Origin of the sequence: Dongia rigui, assembly GCF_034044635.1 — a bacterium.
In the GTDB taxonomy this organism is placed as follows: domain Bacteria; phylum Pseudomonadota; class Alphaproteobacteria; order Dongiales; family Dongiaceae; genus Dongia; species Dongia rigui.
Window position 1 is genome coordinate 1,077,861 of record NZ_JAXCLX010000001.1, and the last position, 18,622, is coordinate 1,096,482.

Here is an 18,622-nt window from a genome sequence, read left to right on the forward strand (position 1 = left end):
GAAAGGCCGACAACAGATGGCCTCTAAGGTCTCGCCGCTTGCACCGAATGTGATTCATCCGTTGCCGGCCCTTCCCGGGGTCAGGCTTACCGCCCGCGAATGCGGCGTCCGCTATAAGGGCCGCAAGGACGTGATGCTGATGGAGATTGCCCCGGGCAGCACCATCGCCGGCGTCCTCACCAAGTCGCTCACCTGCTCGGCCCCGGTCGATATCTGCCGCAAGCATTTGAAAGGCGGCAAGGCGCGAGCCATCCTGGTCAATGCTGGCAATGCCAATGCCTTTACCGGCAAGGTCGGCATCGAGGCGGTCGACCGCTGCCTCAAAGCCACGGCCAAATCTCTGGGCTGCAAGGTCTCCGAGATTTTCATCGCCTCGACCGGTGTCATCGGCGAACCGATCAACGACAAGCGCATCACCGACAATCTGCCGGCCCTCATCAAGGACCTGCAGGAAGATGCCTGGAACGATGCCGCCCGCGCCATCATGACGACGGACACGTTCGAAAAGGTGGCGACCCGCACGGCCAAAATCGGCGATGCAGAAGTGACGATCAACGGCATCGCCAAGGGTTCCGGCATGATCGCGCCGGACATGGCGACGATGCTGGCTTTTGTGGCAACCGACGCCAAGATCCCGGCCGCCATCCTGCAGACATTGCTTGCCAAGGCAGCCGACAAATCCTTCAACTGCATCACGGTGGATGGCGACACCTCGACCAGCGACACGTTGCTGCTGGTCGCGACAGGGCAAGGGCCCAAGCACAAGAAGCCGGCATCGGCCACCGACCCGATCCTCAAGGAATTCCGCGCCGCCCTTGAATCGCTCCTTACCGATCTTGCCGTGCAGGTGGTGCAGGATGGCGAAGGGGCGGAAAAGCTCGTCACCATCGACGTCTCGGGTGCCGCCAGTGCGGCCGCCGCCCGCCGCATCGGCCTCGCCATCGCCAATTCGCCGCTGGTCAAGACCGCCATTGCCGGCGAAGACGCCAATTGGGGCCGCATCGTCATGGCCGTCGGCAAGTCCGGCGAAAAGGCCGACCGTGACAAACTGTCGATCAGTATCGGCGGCGTCGAGATCACCCGCAATGGCCAGCGCCGCCCCGATTACGACGAGGCACCGGTTGCCGCCCATATCAAGACGCGTGACGTCCATATCGGCGTCGATGTCGGTATCGGCAGCGGCAAGGCCCGCGTCTGGACCTGCGACCTCACCCATCGCTATATCGAGATCAATGCCGATTATCGTTCCTGAGATCGTTACGGAACGCCTGCGCCTGCGCCCATTGACGGTTGCCGACGCGCCGGAAGTCGTGCGCCTGGTCGACGATTTCGAAGTGGCGCGCTACACCGCCACCATTCCCTATCCGTACGATCTGAAGATGGCGCTCGATTTCATCGCCACGCCCGAGGCGGCACCCGAGGCCGCCTCCCGCTTCATCGACGATCCGGAAGCGGCATTGGTGCTGGCCATCGCCAAGAAGGACAATGACCAGCTGCTCGGCTGCGTCGGCTTGCAGAAGACGCCGGAAGGTCCGGAGCTTGGCTATTGGATCGGCCGCGAGCACTGGCGCCAGGGCTATGCCTCGGAAGCCGCCGGCCGCCTCGTGCGCCTCGCCTTCGAGAACTTCGCCTTGCCGGAACTGATCGCCTCGGCCGTCACGGTCAATGACGCCTCGCACCGTGTCCTTGAAAAGATCGGCTTCACCATCTGCGGTACGGGCGAGATTCATTCCCGCGCCCAGAACGGCCACCTCCCCGTCATTCATCGGCGCTTGAAGCGCAACGATTGGCTGCGTGCCACGGGCCGCGCCGCATGACGACCAAGAAAATGGTTCTGGTGGTTGCCGTGGCCCTGGTCGATGCCGATGGCCGCGTGCTGCTGGCCCAACGCCCCGAGGGCAAGAGCATGGCTGGCCTGTGGGAATTTCCCGGCGGCAAGGTCCATGAAGGCGAGACACCGGAAGCGGCGCTCATCCGCGAGCTCCAGGAAGAGCTTGGCATCGACGTCAAGGAAAGCTGCCTGGCACCCCTCACCTACGCCTCCCATACCTACGAGACCTTCCATCTCCTGATGCCGCTCTATGTGTGCAGGCGTTGGGAGGGGCAGGTGCGCGGGATGGAAGGCCAGCAACTGGCCTGGGTGCGCCCGACGCGCCTCGGCGACTATCCGATGCCGCCCGCCGACAAGCCGCTCATTGCCATGATCTGCGATTTGCTGTGAGATACCCCGACGCGACACCGGGGAATCATAAAATGCGATCTAAGACCAAGATCTGCGCCGCCGCCGGCAGCCTCGCCGTGCTGTTGCTGAGCGCCGCCCAGCCGGCCTTGGCCGATCCGGTCGGTCTGGTGCAGCGCGTACAGAATGCCGTCTATGGGACCGAGCCGCAGGGCAGCCGGACGCCGAAGCAACGGCGCGACGGCATCGTCGCCGACGAGCTCATCGAAACGACCCAGCACAGCGCCATCGAGATCGGCTTCATCGATGGCTCCGACCTAGTCATCGGCGCCGAGGCCAAGGTGACGATCGACCGTTTCGCCTTCGATGCCGGCGCCAATAGTGGCGAGGCGGTCTTGACCCTGACCCGTGGCGCCTTCCGCTGGATCACGGGCGTGATGCCCAAGGGCGGTGTCTCGTTGGAGACGCCGACTGCCACCATCACCATTCGCGGCACCAATTTGAAGCTCGGCGTGCGCGCCAATGGCGACACGCTGCTGGGCCTCGTCGATGGCGAGGTCGACATTCGCGCCAAGGGTACCGGCGCCAGCGCCAAGCTCAGCGCCGGACAAAGTGCGCGCGTGACATCGAACGGCATCGAAATTATCGACGATGTGATCTCGGTCGCCGATGCCATCGTCGATGACGGCTGGTTCAATGCCATAGGCCGCGACAATTCGAGCCGCGCCCGCGACGGCGACAGCGAAGGTGGCGGCGGCAACAACTAGGCGCGCACGCCCCTTTCAGCACGTGCTGCCGAACACGTCCCGCAGATTGACCTCGCCGCTGCCGCGCCGCGCTGGCTGCTGTTGGTTGGCGGCCGGTGCCCAGCCAGTGAGGAAGATCGCCTGGAACGTTGCCCGGATGCGCCCGTCGGGTTCGGCAAAGCGCGCAGCATAAAGGGCGCTGGCCCGGGCGATCACTTCGCGGCGGGCCGGACGCCGCGGGCGGGCCACCAGCGCATTGCCCTCGCCCATGCCGCGCAATTCGCGCATCAAGGCGAGCGCGTCTTTATAGGTGACGGTGATCGTCTCGGAATCCGCGACCGGCAGGGCAAAGGACGCGCGCTGCAGCAGCCCCGCCGCGTCGCGCATGCCGACCATGGGGGAAACGCGGGGGCTCGCCCCGCCGCTCGCCGCCAGTTCCGCTTCCATCAGGCATTGCCGCAATTCGGTCAGGGTCTCGCCCCCCAGCAGCACGCCCAGGAACAAGCCGTCGGGCCGCAGCGCATCGCGGATCTGTACCAAGGCGCCCGGCAAGTCGTTGACCCAATGCAGCCCCAGACAGCTGAGGATGAGGTCGAGGCTGCCGGGACGGAAGGGCAAGGCCTCCTCCTCGCAGACCACACCGACAGCGCCGGGGGGTGGCGATACGGGGCCGGCCGCGAGCATCCGCTCGATGCCGCCCAGGGCCGGGTCGATCTCGCGCCGCAGGGCGGCAAGGAAACCCGGCTGCGGTGAGATATCTGCTGCCAGCGGAAAGCCCTGGCGGATATCGGCCAGCCGATCGAGCAGCCGCTCCGCCAGTTCTCGGAACAGAAAGTCGTGGCCGCCAAAGCCAGATGCTGCCCGCCGGCGTTGCCGGCGCAGTTGTGCGCGGTCGAAGATGAGACGGTCATCGGTCATGGCGCCGGAGTATGCCGATGGGGTGCCGCGGCGCAACCGCCTTTCGCCCTGCGCGCCAAGATTGACGAACCGTTCAGCAATTCGTCAAATGGCTTTATGACCGTCACGCAAGATCTTGGACAACGGCTCATCCCGCCCTTGAAGCGCAGCCTTGCGCATGTGCTGAATGCCGTCCTGCCACCGCGCTGCCTTAAATGCGGCGAGGTGGTGGCGGCTGCCGGCGCCCTTTGCCCCACCTGCTGGCAACAGCTGAGCTTCCTGTCGCCGCCTTGTTGCGCCTGCTGCGGCCAGCCTTTCGATTTCGACCTGGGGCCGGATGCTCTGTGCGGTGCCTGCACGCAGAATCACCCGGCCTTCGATCGCGCCCGCGCGGTGCTGCGCTATGACGAGGCGAGCCGCGACCTGGTCCTTGCCTTCAAGCATGCCGACCGCACCTCGCTCGCCCCCACCTTCGGCGCATGGCTGGGCCGGGCCGGACGCGAGTTGGTGGCGGAGAGCGACCTCATCGTGCCGGTGCCGCTGCATTGGTCGCGCCTGTTCGCCCGCCGCTACAACCAGGCGGCACTCCTGGCGCAAGAACTGGGCAGTCTGTCGGACAAGCCCGTCATCCCCGATCTTCTCATCCGCCGCCGGGCCACCCAAAAACAGGGCCATCTTGGTCGCCTTGCCCGCCAACGCAATGTCGCCGGTGCCTTTGCACTCCATCCGCGGCGCCTGGCCGCGCTGCCGGGGAAGCGAATCCTGCTGATCGACGATGTGATCACGACCGGGGCCACCGTCACCAATTGCGCCAAGGTCCTGCGCCAGGGCGGTGCCGGCGCGGTCAATGTCCTGGCCATTGCCAGGGTCATTCAGGCGGATTGACGGGTAAACCCCTGTTCCAGCAAAAATTCTGCGTCTTTTGGCAAGGAAAGCTTGTGCCGGCTCCGGGACCACCCCCTTGTCAACGGCACGGCGAAGCCTGACATTACCCCAGTGGGCGGCATTGCCGGGTGACCGGTCGCCGCCGGGTTCATCTCCTATCGGTGCGTCAATGGCCAAGGTTGAAATCTACACGACCATGCTGTGCGGTTACTGCTACCGCGCCAAGAAACTGCTGGAAGAGCGTGGTGCCGCCTTCACCGAAATCGACGTCATGACCGACGGCAAGCTGCGCGATGAAATGCGCCGGCGCGCCGGTGGCCGCACCTCGGTTCCGCAGATCTTCATCGACGGCGAACATGTCGGCGGCTGCGACGACCTCTACGCCCTCGACCAGGCCGGCAAATTGAAGCCGCTGCTCCAGGCCAGCCACTAACCGAGCATCGCCCAGGACCGGCTGCCTGTATTGCCACCGGCCATTTGACATGAGGGGAACGAAAATCATGACGGAAAACACATCCGCCGTCTTCACCGCCGCCTGCGTGCAGATGAATGCGCAGCGCGATGTCGAACCCAACATCAAGGCCGCGACCGACCTCATCCGCGCCGCCCATGCCAAGGGTGCCAGGCTGATCGTGACGCCTGAGAACACGACCATCCTTGAGCCTGACAAGAAAGCCTCGCTTGCCAAGACGCCGGTCGAGGCCGAGCATCCCGGCCTGCCGGCTTTCAGTGCGCTCGCCAAGGAATTGGGCGCGTGGCTGGTGATCGGCTCGATGCCGGTGCGCGCGGAACCGACGCGCATCGCCAATCGGCAATTCGTGTTCAATCCGGCGGGCGACATCGTGGCGCGCTACGACAAGATCCATATGTTCGATGTCGACCTGCCGACGGGCGAAAGCCACCGCGAATCGGCGCAGGTGCGCCCCGGCGTCGAGGCCGTCGTCGCCGACACGCCCTGGGGCGGCCTTGGCCTCACCATCTGCTACGACGTGCGCTTTGCCTATCTGCACCGGGCCCTGGCGCAAGGTGGCGCCAAATATCTGACCGGCCCCGCCGCCTTCACCGTGCCGACGGGAGAAGCGCATTGGCATGTGCTGTTGCGTGCCCGCGCCATCGAGACCGGCTGCTTCATGTTTGCAGCGGCCCAGACCGGCATGCATGCCGATGGCCGCGGCACCTATGGCCATTCGCTGATCATCGACCCCTGGGGCAAGGTGCTGGCCGATGCCGGCAGCGAGGTCGGTGTCGTGACCGCCGAGATCGACCCAGCGTTGGTGACCAAGGCGCGCCACGCCGTGCCCGCCTTGACCCATGACCGCAGCTTTACCAAACCGCAGGGCGCGCTCAGCGCCGCCGGCGAATGATTTCTTTGAAAAACAAGTAGCGACAGAGGAGATAGATATGAGCCTTCGACTTGGCGACACCGCCCCGGATTTCGAGCAGGATTCGACCGACGGCAAGATCAAGTTCCACGACTGGATCGGCAATTCCTGGGCGATCCTCTTTTCGCACCCCAAGGACTTCACCCCGGTCTGCACCACCGAACTGGGTGAAGTGGCGCGCCTGAAACCGGAATTCGACAAACGCAACACCAAGGTGATCGGTCTGTCGGTCGACGGCTTGAAGGAACACCAGGGCTGGATCGGCGACATCAAGGAAACGCAGGGCCATGCCCTGAACTTCCCGCTGCTGGCCGATGCCGACCGCAAGGTTTCCGAGCTTTACGACATGATCCACCCGAATACCGATGCAACCGCCACCGTGCGCTCGGTCTTCATCATCGGCCCGGACAAGAAAGTGAAGCTGCAGATCACCTATCCGATGAGCACGGGCCGCAATTTCGACGAGATCATCCGTGTCCTCGATTCCCTGCAGCTCACCGCCAATTTCAAGGTGGCGACGCCGGTCAACTGGCGCGATGGCGATGATTGCATCATCCCGCCGAGCATTCCCGACGCCGAAGCCGACAAGCTGTTCGCCGCCAAGGGCTATAAGAAGATCAAACCGTATCTGCGCATCACCCCGCAGCCGAACAAGTAAGCGGCGTTGAAATGTGAAAAGCCCCGCGAGGAAACCCGCGGGGCTTTTTTGGTTGGCTGTGGATGCCCGGGTCACGCCCGGGCATGACGAAAAAAGAGCGAACCGGAAGATCTCGTCATCCCCGGGCTTGACCCGGGGATCCACTGTCGCCGGTTACGCGACCACCTTCACGGCGTCGCCGACCTTCACAGTGCCTTGGCTGGCGATCGCGCTGTAGACGCCGGCATTCGTCTTGTTGGCAGCGGTGGCGTGGAGAATACCTGGGTCGTCGGGCAGATCGCCTTGCGCGCGCGTGGTCATCGCACAGCGCTTGCAGACGTCGTTCACGTTGAAGGTCGCACCGCCGATCGCGACAGGATGGCCGATCCAATCCTCTTCGATGAAACCCACGGCGTCACCGGCATCCAGCATGATGTTGGGGCGAAAGCGGGCCGGCGCGAAATTGCCGCGCGCATGCTCCTGCTGCAAGCGCTTCAAGGTGGCGGTGGTCAGCAGATGGCAATGGCTGAGCTCATAGAGCTTCGGCACACGCCTGCCGTCATTCTTCACGAAGGCCGCCGGCATGCCGAGGCGCTCGCTGATGACGGCGTCGAGCTGGGTATCGTCGCTGCGCATCGTGCTGCCATCGGCAAAGTCGAGCTCCACCACCGGTGCGGCAGCATCGACATCGGTTACAAAGCGCGCATGCCAGGTGATGAGCGGGCGATAATTCTTCTTGGCGCGGCTGGAATGCGCGATGGCGCCCAGTTCCAGATCGACAATCGCAAAGTCCCGGTCGCCGGGCATGCCACGCGGGCCGAATGTCGCCTGCGGCAATTCCTCGCCCCGCACGCTTTGCACCGGATAGCGATAGAGACCGCTCACTCTCACGCTCACGCCACATCTCCTTTGCCGATACGCCAGACCAGTGTCAGTCGCATGTCCTTGTCTTCCAGTTCGATCGAGGTCGGCACCTGGTAGCGTGCGACCTCGGTAAGCCCTTTTCGCGGCAGATAGGCGCGACCCGGATCGCCCATCAGCACGGTGACACCGGCTTCAGCCAATTGTTCGAACCAGGCAAAGACCCGCTCCGCCATCGGCCGCTCGTAACACACGTCGCCGGCGAGAACGAGATCGAGGCCGAGATCCATCCGCCCGACCAGATCCTGTGTCACCACCTCGATCCGCGTCTTGTTGAGATCGGCATTGAGGCGGATCGCCTCGGCTGCGAAATCGTCGATTTCGGCCGCGATCACCGAAGCAGCGCCAGCACGCGCCGCAGCGATGCCGGAAAGGCCGCTGCCGGCTGCAAAATCCAGCACGCGCTTGCCCTTCACCGATTTGGGATCGTCGATCAGGTAGCGTGTGAGCGCCTGCCCACCCGGCCAGCAGAAGGCCCAATAAGGCGGCGGCAGGCCCAGATCATCGAGCTCCTTCTGCGTTGCGCGCCAGATCGGGCTGATCTCGGTGGCGAGATGCAGTTTCAGCTCCGGCACCAGGCTGGGTCTTGCGATCTTCGTCTGGGCGCGGATGAAGCTGGTGGGATCGCTCACCGGGTCAGAGCCGATCCACGATGATGCCGAGAAACAAGATCCAGCCGATGAAACGGTTGGAGCGGAACTTGGCATCGCAATCGGGCCCATCATCGATATCGACATCGTAAAGCTGCCAGGCAAGATGCATGGCAACGCCGGCAAGGGCGAGATAAGCGGCAAAGCCGCTCCCGGCGGAGAGCAGTGCCGCACCAAAACACAACACCACCAGCGCGCCAAACCCACTCAGCCATTTCTTGGTATCGGCGCCAAGACGCCGCGCGGTCGATTTGACGCCGATCAGGGCGTCGTCATCCTTGTCCTGGTGGGCATAGATCGTGTCGTAGAACAGCGTCCAGAAAAGGCCGCCGACATAAAGCCAGACCGGCGCCGCGGCGAGGTCGCCTGTGACGGCAGCCCAGCCGAGCAGTGCCCCCCAGTTGAAGGTGAGGCCCAGGAACGCCTGCGGCCACCAGGTGATGCGCTTCATGAATGGATAGGCAGCGACCAGCGCCAGGGACGCGACGCCGAGCAGGATGGCAAAAAACGGCAGCTGAATGAGAATGACGAAGCCGACGAGCAGCTGCAGCGCCAGGAACACCAGCGCCTGTTTGAGGCTCAAGGCACCGGAGGCGAGCGGCCTGGTCGCCGTGCGCGCCACCTTGGCATCGAAATCGCGGTCGGCGATGTCGTTGACCGTGCACCCCGCCCCGCGCATGACCAGCGCGCCGATGGCAAAAAGGACGACGAGCTTCAGATCCGGCGCGAAGCCTTTCGGGCCGGCAAGGGTGATCGACCACCAGCAGGGAAAGAGCAACAGCCAGGTGCCGATCGGCCGGGAGAGCCTGGCCAGGCGCGCATAGGGCCGCAAGCTGGCCGGCAGGTACCGGTCGACCCAATCAAGCGCGCGGATATTGCTGGCGTCGTTCATCGGTTTATCATGTCATCAAATGCCGCTAGTTTGCGCCAAACCATAGTGACCCACAGGGAATTGCTCAAGAACATGATCCCACGCCTTTACGTGACGATCGATTTGAAGCCCGGCACCCGCTTTGCGGCCGATGAACGGACGGCGCATTACCTCAAGAACGTCATGCGCCGGGCGGTGGGCGATCCCGTCATCCTGTTCAACGGCCGGGACGGCGAGTTCAACGCCACGCTCGCTGATGTTGCCAAAAAGACCGTCGAGATCGAGATCGCCGCGTTGCGCCGGCCGCAAATGGGTGTGCCCGACATCTCGCTGTGCTTTGCACCGTTGAAGAAGGACGCGGTCGATTTCCTGGTCGAGAAGGCAACGGAACTGGGTGTCGCCGCCTTTCAGCCGGTCTTTACCAAGCACACCGCTGCGACCCGCCTCAATCTGGAGCGCCTCGCCGCCAATGCGATCGAAGCGGCCGAGCAGACCGAGCGCCTGACGCTGCCCCAAATTCACGAGCCGCGTTCGCTGAGCGACCTCATCGACGGCTGGGACCCAGCCCGGCGCATCATCCTCTGCGCCGAGGCGGGCCCGGCCCTTCCCATCGCGGAAGCGTTATCCAACCTAAAGTCCGATGTGAGACAAACTAACGCATGGGCCATACTTTGTGGGCCAGAAGGGGGATTTGCCCGTTCCGAGCTTGACCTCCTTTCAAAACTGCCATTTGTTACGCCAGTTGGGCTGGGACCTCGAATCCTGCGTGCCGACACCGCCGCTCTCGCAGCGCTCGCGGTCTTTCAAAGTATCCTGGGCGACGGCGCCCATCGGCCACCGGCACCCCTTCTGCCGATCGGTCAATCGCCGGCCTAAGAAGCGTTACGTGCCAAAGGGGAAACGCAAGTGTCAGCACCGCCCAAATCGCGCGGCGAGCCGGTGACGGCTAAGAGCCAGCTCATCGAATGGATCGCCGAGGGTAACAAGCCCAAATCCGATTGGCGCATCGGCACCGAGCACGAGAAGTTCGTCTACGACCTCAAATCGCTGCGCCGTGTCAGCTATGATGCCCCCAATGGCATCGGCGCGCTCCTCAAAGGTCTCACCCGCTATGGCTGGGAAGCGATCGACGAAAACGGCAAGACGATCGCCCTCGCCCAGAATGGCGAGAGCATCACGCTGGAACCCGGCGGCCAGTTCGAGTTGTCCGGCGCGCCCTTGCGCACGATTCACGAAACCTGCCGCGAGGTCGGCGAGCACCTGAAACAGGTGAAGGAAGTTTCGCAGGAACTCGGCATCGGCGTCCTTGGCATGGGCTTCGATCCCAAATGGTCGCGCGCCGACATCTCGTGGATGCCAAAGGGCCGCTACAAGATCATGGGCGATTACATGCCAAAGGTCGGCAAGCTCGGCCTCGACATGATGCTCCGGACCTGCACCGTGCAGGTCAATCTCGACTTCTCCACCGAAGCCGACATGGTGAAGAAGTTCCGCACGTCACTGGCGCTGCAGCCGATCGCCACGGCCCTCTTTGCCGATTCGCCTTTCCTGGAAGGCAAGCCCAGCGGCTTCCTCTCCTACCGTTCGCATATCTGGACCGATACCGATCCCGACCGCTGCGGCATCCTGCCCTTCGTCTTCGAAGAGGGCATGAGCTTCGAGCGCTATGTCGATTACATGCTCGATGTGCCGATGTATTTCGTCTATCGCGACGGCAAATATATCGACGCCTCCGGCCAGTCCTTCCGCGACTTCCTGAAAGGGAAGCTGCCGGCACTCCCCGGCGAGATTCCCACGACCGGCGATTGGGCCGATCACATGACGACCGCCTTCCCGGAAGTGCGCCTGAAGCGCTTCCTCGAGATGCGCGGTGCCGATGGCGGCCCATGGGAGCGCCTATGCGCGCTGCCCGCCCTCTGGGTGGGTCTCCTTTACGACCAGACGGCGCTCGATGCCGCCTGGGATCTGGTCAAGGATTGGACCATCGCCGAGCATGAGCAGCTTCGCCGCGACGTGCCGCGCCTGGCGCTCAACACGCCGTTCCGTGGCGGCACCGTGCGCGACGTGGCGCTTGAAGTGCTGAAGATCGCCCGCGCCGGCTTGCAGAAGCGTGGCGCCGCCGATCTGGGTGGCATGGACGAATCCGGCTTCCTCAATCCGCTGCAGATCATCGCCGACACCGGCAAGACCTCGGCCGAGTTGAAGCTCGACCTCTATCACGGCAAATGGGGCGGCAGCGTCGATCCGGTGTTCAAGGAGTTTGCGTACTGAGTTCGCCCAGAACCCGTCATGCCCGGGCTTGACCCGGGCATCCACTCTTCAACGGCACCGGTGGATCCCCGGGTCTTCGCCCGGGGATGACGGATTGGAAAGGATGACCGATGTTCGATCCGCTGCATTTCGCGATCTTCTTCGGCGCGGCCTTGGCCCTCGCCATCGCGCCGGGGCCGGGCATGCTCTATGTGGCGGCGCGCTCCATCGCCGGCGGTCGCGCCGAGGGGCTGGCGTCGAGTTTCGGCACGGCGTTGGGCGGCTTCGTCCATGTCATCGGCGGCGCCGTCGGCGTCTCCGCCATCCTGATGGCGAGCGCCGAGATCTTCACCGCCTTGAAGATCGCGGGCGCCGTCTACCTTGTCTGGCTGGGCCTGCGCACCTGGCGCCAGGCCGGCTTCGATCTTACCGACATCGCGGTCAAGCCGGCCGGCATCCGCCGCGCTTTCCTCGAAGGCATCGTGGTCGAAGTGTTCAATCCGAAGACGGCCGCCTTCTTCCTCGCCTTCGTCAGCCAGTTCGTCGATCCGGCCCATGGCCGTGTGGCGCTGCAATTCATTGCCTTGGGCGCCATCTCGGTGACACTCAACACGACACCCGACATCATCATCGCCTTCTCCGCCGGTCGGGTCCGCCGGGGCCTGCTCGCCAGGCCCCGCCTGATGACGCGCGTACAAAAGGCTTCGGGCGCACTGCTGATGGGCCTTGGCGTGATGCTGGCCTTCGCGCGGCGCCCGGCCTAGCGCCACCGCTCAATTTCCCAATCGCTACCATTTTTTAACCGTTTCAGCGCAGTGTCGTCGAAACGTTTAGCATTGGTTGTAGCGGGCGCGGATGTTCGACAGTTCCAATACCAAAAAGACGCGTCACAAGGTGATGATGACGGTCGAGCTGGATGACGGTGCCGAGCGGCTCATGGCCTTGTTCGTCGCTCCGGGCACCCGCGTCAGCGATACATTGAACGACAACCGCCAGTTCCTGCCTTTCGAAGCCGCCGATGGGTCGGTCGAGATCATCCGCAAGGACGCCATCCGCCGCATCGTGCCGATGGAAAGCAACGCCAGGGCCGCGCGCGGCCCCTATGACATCCTCGGCATTGCCGAAAATGCCAGCGACGCCGAGGTGAAGGCCGCCTACCACAAGGCGATCATGCCGATCCATCCCGACAACATCGCCTCAAAAGATCTGCCGCCGGATTTCGTGGCGCTGGCCAATCGCATGTCCGCCCAGGCCAACGAGGCCTATGCCAAGATCAAGAAGATGCGCGGCAAGACTGACGAGTAGCCGCCTCACCCCAACCCCAGAGGGGTGAGGGGCAATGTCCGACAAGCTCAATGCGGCCGGCGCAGTTCTTTCAGCGCACCATCCAGTCCATCCAGCGTCAGCGGGAACATGCGTTCCCCCATCATCTGCTTCAGCAGTTTCAAGGACGCTGTATAGCCCCAGTGATGCGTGTCCTTGGGGTTGATCCAGGCAGCCTTGGGATAATGCTTCAGCAGCCGCTCCATCCAAACGGCGCCAGCCTCCTCATTCCAATGCTCGACCGAACCGCCGGCATGGGTGATCTCATAGGGGCTCATGGTCGCATCGCCGACGATGATCAGGCACCAATCGGGCCCGTAGGTGTTCATCACCGTGGTCGTCGCGGTGAAGTCGTCATAGCGCCGCCGATTGGAGCGCCACAGCTTCTCATAGGGGCAGTTGTGGAAATAGAACGTCTCGAGATGCTTGAACTCCGATTTCGCGGCTGAAAACAGCTGCGCCGATTCCTCGATATGGTCGTCCATCGACCCGCCGATATCGAGGAGGAGGAGCACCTTCACCTTGTTGCGCCGTTCGGGGCGCAAGTGGAGATCAAGCACGCCGCCATTGGCGGCCGTCGCGCGGATCGTGCCACCGAGATCAAGCTCGCTCGCCTCGCCCTCGCGGCCCCAGCGGCGCAGGCGCCGCAGCGCCAGCTTGATGCCGCGCGTGCCCAGCTCCACCTCGCCATCGAGATCCTTGAACTCGCGCTTGTCCCAGACCTTCACCGCGCTGCGATGGCGCGATTCCTTCTGGCCGATGCGCACACCTTCCGGGTTATAGCCATAGGCGCCGAAAGGCGAGGTGCCGGCGGTGCCGATCCATTTCGACCCACCCTCATGGCGCTTCTGCTGTTCTGCCAAGCGCTGGCGCAGGGTCTCCATCAGCTTCTCGAAGCCGCCCAGCGATTTGATCGCCGCCATTTCTTCCGCGCTCAGATACTTCTCGGCCAGTTTTTTGAGCCATTCTTCGGGGATTTCGGCCAGCAGATCCTCTGAGACGCCGGCAAGGCCCTGGAAATAGAGCGCAAAGACGCGGTCGAAACGATCGACCAGCCGCTCGTCCTTCACCAATGTGGCGCGAGCGAGGTAATAGAAATCCTCGACATCCAGCACCGCCACCTGGTGCCGCATGGCCTTGAGCAGGGTCAGGTATTCGGTGAGGCTGACCGCCACACCTTCATTGCGCAAGGAGGTGATGAAGCCCGCGAACATCGCCGCTACCGACCGCCCATCATTGACCGCGGCGCGCCAGGAACGCGACGCGCTCGAAGAGATGCACGTCCTGCTCGTTCTTCAAGAGTGCGCCATAGAGGGGCGGCACCACCATCTTGGGATCGTTCGATTTCAGGATCTCGGCCGGAATGTCGTCGACCATCAACAGCTTCAGCCAATCCAGCAATTCGGACGTTGCCGGCTTCTTCTTCAAGCCCGGCACCTCGCGGATATCGAAGAACAGATTGAGCGCCTCGCGCACCAGATCGTTTTTGATGTTGGGATGATGCGCCGCCACGATCTTCTCCATCGTGGCGCGATCGGGGAAGCGGATGAAATGGAAGAAGCAGCGGCGCAGGAAGGCGTCCGGCAGTTCCTTTTCGTTGTTCGAGGTAATGATCACCAGCGGGCGGAACTTTGCCTTCACCGTCTCCTTCGTCTCGTAGACGAAGAATTCCATGCGGTCGAGTTCCTGCAGCAGGTCGTTGGGGAATTCGATATCCGCCTTGTCGATCTCATCGATCAGCAGCACGACTTGACGGTCGGCGGCGAACGCCTCCCACAGCTTGCCCTTGACGATGTAGTTCGCGATGTCATGAACCTTGGCCTCGCCCAGTTGCCCGTCACGCAAGCGCGCGACCGCGTCATATTCATAAAGCCCCTGCGCCGCCTTGGTGGTCGATTTCACATGCCATTCGATGAGCGGCAGTCCCAAGGCCTGCGCCACCTCGCGCGCCAGCACGGTCTTCCCCGTCCCCGGCTCGCCCTTGACCAGCAAAGGCCGCTCCAGCGTCATCGCCGCATTCACCGCAATCTCCAGGTCGCGGGTCGTGATATAACTGTCGGTACCGGTGAACTTGGCGGGCCTGGTCATCGATGTTCCCTGAAATGCCATTGCAAAAATCCTATGTACGGCGGCGATAATCACCGGCTTCCGGATCGGGATCAAGAAATGACCAAATTGCCCTGATCTGCCGGCGGCACCCGCGCGACACGCGACAGATCGTGGCCGCACCCAGGCTTCTATTCCACAATGTCAAAATTTTCCGGCGAAATGCTCTGCGCAGGGAAAACGAGAATATCAGAGAAACCCGATAAACGCTTGAACTTGGCCGTGCTTTAGGTACATCTGTCATTGTAAAGAACAACTGCCGGGATGACCGAGTGAGCTGGGTTTCGCAACTACGGCATCGTCTCCTGATCCTTATCCTGCTGGTGCTGCTGCCGGCAGCCATCATCATTGCCTTCGACGTCATCGAGGTCCGCACCCGTCAGGTGAAGGCCGCCGAGTTGCAGGGCCGGCAACTCGCCCAATCCATCACCGGCACGCTCGACCGCGCCATTTCCCATGTCGAAGGCACGCTCGATCTGCTGGCGCAGCTGCCCGAGGTACGCAACCTCTCGACAGCCGCCTGCTCCACGCTCCTCACCCAGGTCGCCCAAGCCCAGCCCCGTTACGCCAATATCATCGCGACAAATCCCCAGGGTGACGCGGTCTGTGCCAGCAACCCGAAGGCGGTCGGCGTTTCCGCTGCCGACCGGCCATGGTTCCAGCAGGTTCTGGCGACGCGCAGCTTCACGATCGGCGATTATGCGATCGGGCGCGTCTCGCACCGGCCGATCCTGGGTTTCGGCGCCCCCCTCTATAATGCCGGCAATGAGTTTACCGGCGTCGTTTATGCCTCGCTCGACCTCGGCTGGTTCGGCGCGCACGACATCGCCGAAGGTCTGCCCGCCAATGCGACCTTCACCCTCATCGACCAGAATGGCGTGGTCATGGTGCGCTATCCGGATGACGGCAATTGGGCATCGAAATCGATCGCGGACACATCCCTTTTTGCCGCCCTCAAGGCGACGGCCAACACGACCGACATCGCCGTGGCCGACCTGGACGGGTCCAGCACATTCTTTCATCTGGTCAAATCGCAGCGTAGCCCAGGAGCGGCACCGATCTATCTGGCGGTCGGCCTCGATCTCGGTCCGGAGCTGGCGTCGATCAACCACAATATCGCCATCAAGGTCGCGTTGCTGCTGGCAGCGGCCGCGGCGATCACGGCCTTCTCCTTCTTGACAAGCACGCGGATGATTTCACGCCCGGTTCAGACCCTGGTCGATCTCAGTTCGCGCATTGCCGGCGGCGATTTCAGCGTGCGCAGCGGTCTGGCGCATGACAGCAGCGAGTTTGGCCATCTTGCCAAAAGCCTCGACAGCATGGCGGGCGAACTGGAGCGCCACCAGGCTGAACTTGAGGAGCAGCAGGATTACATGCGCGCCGTCCTCGACAACATGTCGGAGATGGTATTCTGCTTCGACACGGACGGGCGTGTCGTCTTCATGAATGGTGCCGCCCGCGCCCTGGGCTTGCCAGAGGATGCGCTCACCTATCGGGAATTGATCTCGGCAACCGATGCGCTGCTCGACCGCAACCTCGTGCCGCTCCCGTTTGAGCAGATCCCCATCGTCCGCGTCATGAACGGCGAGACGGTGGTCAATGCCGAGATCAACGTCCGCATCAACAAGGATGGCTCAATCCTCACCCACCTCCTCAACGGCCAGAAGATCGTCGACGAGCATGGCCGGCGTGTCGGTGCCGTTCTGGCGGTGCGCGACATCACCACCTTGCGCGCGACCGAAGCCACCCTGCGCCAATCGCAGAAGCTGGAGGCGATCGGCCAGCTCACCGGTGGCATCGCCCATGATTTCAACAATCTGCTAGGCGTCATCATCGGCAGCATCGACACGCTGATGCCGCACCTTTCAAAACCCGACGACATCGACCTCGCCAATGAGGCTCTCAATGGCGCCTTGCGCGGCGCGGCACTCACGCGGCAGATGCTGGCCTTCGCCCGACGCCAGGCGCTCAATCCGGGGATTCTCAACCTGGGTGAGCATCTGCCGCAGATCGCCACCATGATGCGCCGGACTCTGGGCGAGAACATCGTGGTGACGACGCATTATTCGCCGGATCTTTGGGCCTGCCTGGTCGATGCCGGCCAACTCGACAACGTGTTGCTCAATTTCGCCATCAACGCCCGCGATGCGATGCCGGAAGGCGGCCATCTCACCATCGAGGTAGGCAATGCCGTGCTCGATGCGCATTATGCCGACAGCAATGCCGAGGTGGCGTCGGGCGAATATGTCCGCATCGCCGTCACCGATGACGGCATCGGCATTCCACCAGAACTCCTTGGCCGCATCATGGAGCCGTTCTTCACCACCAAGGAACCCGGCAAGGGCACCGGTCTTGGCCTCAGCATGGCCTTCGGTTTCGCCAAGCAATCCGGCGGACATCTCAAGGTCTATAGCGAACCGGGCCACGGCACGACGGTCAATCTCTATCTGCCGCGTGCCATGTCGCCCGGTCGAGCCGCGACGATCGACAGCATCGAGCGACCGGCTCCCAAGGGTGCCGAGCGCGTTCTGCTGGTCGACGACAATGAAGCCGTGCGCAAGACGGCCGCCCGCCTGCTGACCGATCTCGGCTATCAGGTGACCGAGGCGGCGAGCGGTCCCGAAGCTCTGCAGATTCTCGCCCGCGAGAGCGGCATCGACGTGCTGTTCTCGGACGTCGTCATGCCGGGTGGGATCAGCGGCTTCGATCTTGCTTCCCAGGCGGAGCAGCTGTATCCGCGCCTCAAGGTTCTCCTCGTGACGGGCTTTGCCGAGGCAGCTGTCCGCACCAGCGTCGCCAAGGCGCGCAACGTGGCACTGATGAGCAAGCCCTACCGCCGCCATGAACTGGCCGAACGCCTGCGCGCGTTACTCGACAATTCTTGATTTCAATCGCTGGCGTCAAGATGAACGAAGAGACCAAAGTAAAGCAGAAGACCGTCATGGTCATTGATGACGACGAAGCCATCTTGCGCATGATCGCTCGCATGCTGGCGGAATCGGACTATCACTGCCTGACCTATAGCGACGCCCAGGCGGCCCTCGACGATCTCGGCCACCGTGCCGTGCATCTTGTCATAACCGACATCATCATGCCGGGAATGGAGGGAATAGAAGTCATCCTCAATCTGCGGGCCATGTTGCCGGACCTGCCGATCATCGCCATTTCCGGCGGCGGGCGCAGCAATCGTGACGATGTGCTGCATCTGGCCCACCAGCTGGGCGCCAGCAGGATTCTGGCCAAGCCTTTCACCCGCGGGGAATTGCTGGGGGCCATCGATGCCCAGATTGCTGCCAGCCGTCCTGCAGGGACTTGACCCGCAGTGCCAGGCATACGATCTCTAGTCCCATGACAGATTCCCCCACGGCGGCGCGCCTTGCCCGCTTCAAGATCGGCGACATCGTCAAACACCGCGTCTATCCGTTTCGGGGCGTGATCTTCGATGTCGACCCGGTCTTTGCCAACACCGAGGAATGGCTGCAATCCATTCCGGCCGAGATCCGGCCGCGCCGCGACCAGCCCTTCTATCACCTCCTCGCCGAGAACGCGGAGGCGACCTATGTCGCCTATGTCTCTGAGCAGAACCTGCTGCCAGACGACAGCGGCAAGCCCTGCAGGCATCCGATGATCCGCGACTTGTTCTTCGGGCCGGAAGCCGGCGCCTATCACCGCAAGGAAACGCGGCTCAACTGAATGCCTCCGGAATGCCCCTTGACGTTGGAACAAGAATGGAACATAAAGGGTCCATAGACGATACAACGGGAGCAGGATCATG

21 protein-coding genes are annotated in these 18,622 nt (G+C 63.1%); 15 read left to right on the top strand and 6 right to left on the bottom strand.

The window, feature by feature from the left end; all coding sequences use genetic code 11:
• The first annotated feature begins 16 nt into the window (after positions 1–16).
• The 4 genes from argJ to SMD31_RS04860 are packed head-to-tail and all read left to right on the top strand — an operon-like array spanning position 17 to position 2,946.
• Complete coding sequence (argJ, locus tag SMD31_RS04845; RefSeq protein WP_320499609.1) at positions 17–1,252, top strand: bifunctional glutamate N-acetyltransferase/amino-acid acetyltransferase ArgJ; 1,236 nt, start codon at positions 17–19, stop codon at positions 1,250–1,252.
• The gene (locus SMD31_RS04850) at positions 1,233–1,817 is read left to right on the top strand and encodes a GNAT family N-acetyltransferase (protein WP_320499610.1); all 585 of its coding nucleotides are present in this window, start codon (positions 1,233–1,235) and stop codon (positions 1,815–1,817) included. The genes argJ and SMD31_RS04850 overlap by 20 nt, the downstream gene beginning before the upstream one ends.
• Positions 1,814–2,221 carry an 8-oxo-dGTP diphosphatase MutT gene (gene mutT, locus SMD31_RS04855; protein WP_320499611.1) on the top strand — a complete coding sequence of 136 codons (408 nt, stop codon included), beginning with the start codon at positions 1,814–1,816 and terminating at the stop codon, positions 2,219–2,221. Before SMD31_RS04850 ends, mutT begins: the two co-directional genes overlap by 4 nt.
• Positions 2,222–2,253: 32 nt before the next feature.
• Positions 2,254–2,946 carry a FecR family protein gene (locus SMD31_RS04860; protein ID WP_320499612.1) on the top strand — a complete coding sequence of 231 codons (693 nt, stop codon included), beginning with the start codon at positions 2,254–2,256 and terminating at the stop codon, positions 2,944–2,946.
• Between the two features lie 15 nt (positions 2,947–2,961).
• On the opposite strand, the gene SMD31_RS04865 is transcribed toward SMD31_RS04860, so the two are convergent.
• Entirely contained in the window at positions 2,962–3,843 is an 882-nt protein-coding gene (locus SMD31_RS04865; protein ID WP_320499613.1) for a methyltransferase domain-containing protein, read from the bottom strand.
• A gap of 96 nt (positions 3,844–3,939) precedes the next feature.
• On the opposite strand from SMD31_RS04865, the gene SMD31_RS04870 reads away from it, so the two are divergent.
• The 4 genes from SMD31_RS04870 to SMD31_RS04885 all read left to right on the top strand — a co-directional run bounded on the left by SMD31_RS04870 (position 3,940) and on the right by SMD31_RS04885 (position 6,747).
• Entirely contained in the window at positions 3,940–4,707 is a 768-nt protein-coding gene (locus SMD31_RS04870) for a ComF family protein (protein WP_320499615.1), read from the top strand.
• A gap of 169 nt (positions 4,708–4,876) precedes the next feature.
• Entirely contained in the window at positions 4,877–5,140 is a 264-nt protein-coding gene (gene grxC / locus SMD31_RS04875; protein WP_320499616.1) for a glutaredoxin 3, read from the top strand.
• Positions 5,141–5,207: 67 nt separating this feature from the next.
• Positions 5,208–6,071 carry a carbon-nitrogen hydrolase family protein gene (locus SMD31_RS04880; protein WP_320499618.1) on the top strand — a complete coding sequence of 288 codons (864 nt, stop codon included), beginning with the start codon at positions 5,208–5,210 and terminating at the stop codon, positions 6,069–6,071.
• A 37-nt stretch (positions 6,072–6,108) separates the two neighbouring features.
• On the top strand, positions 6,109–6,747 hold the full coding sequence (locus SMD31_RS04885) for a peroxiredoxin (RefSeq protein ID WP_320499620.1): 639 nt from the start codon (positions 6,109–6,111) through the stop codon (positions 6,745–6,747).
• Between the two features lie 153 nt (positions 6,748–6,900).
• On the opposite strand, the gene SMD31_RS04890 is transcribed toward SMD31_RS04885, so the two are convergent.
• Genes SMD31_RS04890 through ubiA form a run of 3 tightly spaced genes read right to left on the bottom strand, consistent with a single transcriptional unit; the run spans position 6,901 to position 9,189 of the window.
• Positions 6,901–7,623, bottom strand: coding sequence for an MOSC domain-containing protein (locus SMD31_RS04890; RefSeq protein WP_320499622.1), 723 nt, complete (start codon positions 7,621–7,623; stop codon positions 6,901–6,903).
• A complete protein-coding gene (locus SMD31_RS04895) occupies positions 7,620–8,279 on the bottom strand; it encodes a class I SAM-dependent methyltransferase (RefSeq protein WP_320499624.1) in 660 nt (219 codons plus the stop codon). Before SMD31_RS04895 ends, SMD31_RS04890 begins: the two co-directional genes overlap by 4 nt.
• A 4-nt stretch (positions 8,280–8,283) precedes the next feature.
• Positions 8,284–9,189 (bottom strand): 4-hydroxybenzoate octaprenyltransferase, encoded by a 906-nt coding sequence (ubiA, locus tag SMD31_RS04900; RefSeq protein ID WP_320499626.1) that lies wholly within the window; start codon positions 9,187–9,189, stop codon positions 8,284–8,286.
• A 72-nt stretch (positions 9,190–9,261) separates the two neighbouring features.
• On the opposite strand from ubiA, the gene SMD31_RS04905 reads away from it, so the two are divergent.
• The 4 genes from SMD31_RS04905 to SMD31_RS04920 all read left to right on the top strand — a co-directional run bounded on the left by SMD31_RS04905 (position 9,262) and on the right by SMD31_RS04920 (position 12,723).
• Positions 9,262–10,044 carry a 16S rRNA (uracil(1498)-N(3))-methyltransferase gene (locus SMD31_RS04905; protein ID WP_320499628.1) on the top strand — a complete coding sequence of 261 codons (783 nt, stop codon included), beginning with the start codon at positions 9,262–9,264 and terminating at the stop codon, positions 10,042–10,044.
• Between the two features lie 30 nt (positions 10,045–10,074).
• Positions 10,075–11,439, top strand: coding sequence for a glutamate--cysteine ligase (locus SMD31_RS04910; protein ID WP_320499630.1), 1,365 nt, complete (start codon positions 10,075–10,077; stop codon positions 11,437–11,439).
• Positions 11,440–11,549: 110 nt separating this feature from the next.
• Positions 11,550–12,182 carry a LysE family translocator gene (locus tag SMD31_RS04915; protein WP_320499632.1) on the top strand — a complete coding sequence of 211 codons (633 nt, stop codon included), beginning with the start codon at positions 11,550–11,552 and terminating at the stop codon, positions 12,180–12,182.
• A gap of 91 nt (positions 12,183–12,273) precedes the next feature.
• Entirely contained in the window at positions 12,274–12,723 is a 450-nt protein-coding gene (locus SMD31_RS04920) for a J domain-containing protein (RefSeq protein ID WP_320499634.1), read from the top strand.
• Between the two features lie 47 nt (positions 12,724–12,770).
• Here SMD31_RS04920 and SMD31_RS04925 read toward each other — a convergent pair whose 3' ends face one another.
• Together SMD31_RS04925 and SMD31_RS04930 are read right to left on the bottom strand one after the other, a co-directional pair.
• A complete protein-coding gene (locus SMD31_RS04925) occupies positions 12,771–13,955 on the bottom strand; it encodes a vWA domain-containing protein (RefSeq protein ID WP_320499636.1) in 1,185 nt (394 codons plus the stop codon).
• Between the two features lie 19 nt (positions 13,956–13,974).
• Complete coding sequence (locus tag SMD31_RS04930; RefSeq protein WP_320499642.1) at positions 13,975–14,829, bottom strand: AAA family ATPase; 855 nt, start codon at positions 14,827–14,829, stop codon at positions 13,975–13,977.
• A gap of 290 nt (positions 14,830–15,119) precedes the next feature.
• On the opposite strand from SMD31_RS04930, the gene SMD31_RS04935 reads away from it, so the two are divergent.
• From SMD31_RS04935 to hspQ, 3 genes are read left to right on the top strand one after another with little or no spacing between them, the layout of a single operon-like run.
• Positions 15,120–17,732, top strand: coding sequence for an ATP-binding protein (locus SMD31_RS04935; RefSeq protein ID WP_320499644.1), 2,613 nt, complete (start codon positions 15,120–15,122; stop codon positions 17,730–17,732).
• A gap of 20 nt (positions 17,733–17,752) precedes the next feature.
• A complete protein-coding gene (locus SMD31_RS04940) occupies positions 17,753–18,163 on the top strand; it encodes a response regulator (protein WP_320499647.1) in 411 nt (136 codons plus the stop codon).
• A 32-nt stretch (positions 18,164–18,195) separates the two neighbouring features.
• Positions 18,196–18,540: a heat shock protein HspQ gene (gene hspQ, locus SMD31_RS04945; protein WP_320499649.1), complete on the top strand. Its 345-nt coding sequence runs from the start codon at positions 18,196–18,198 to the stop codon at positions 18,538–18,540.
• Positions 18,541–18,622: the final 82 nt, after the last annotated feature.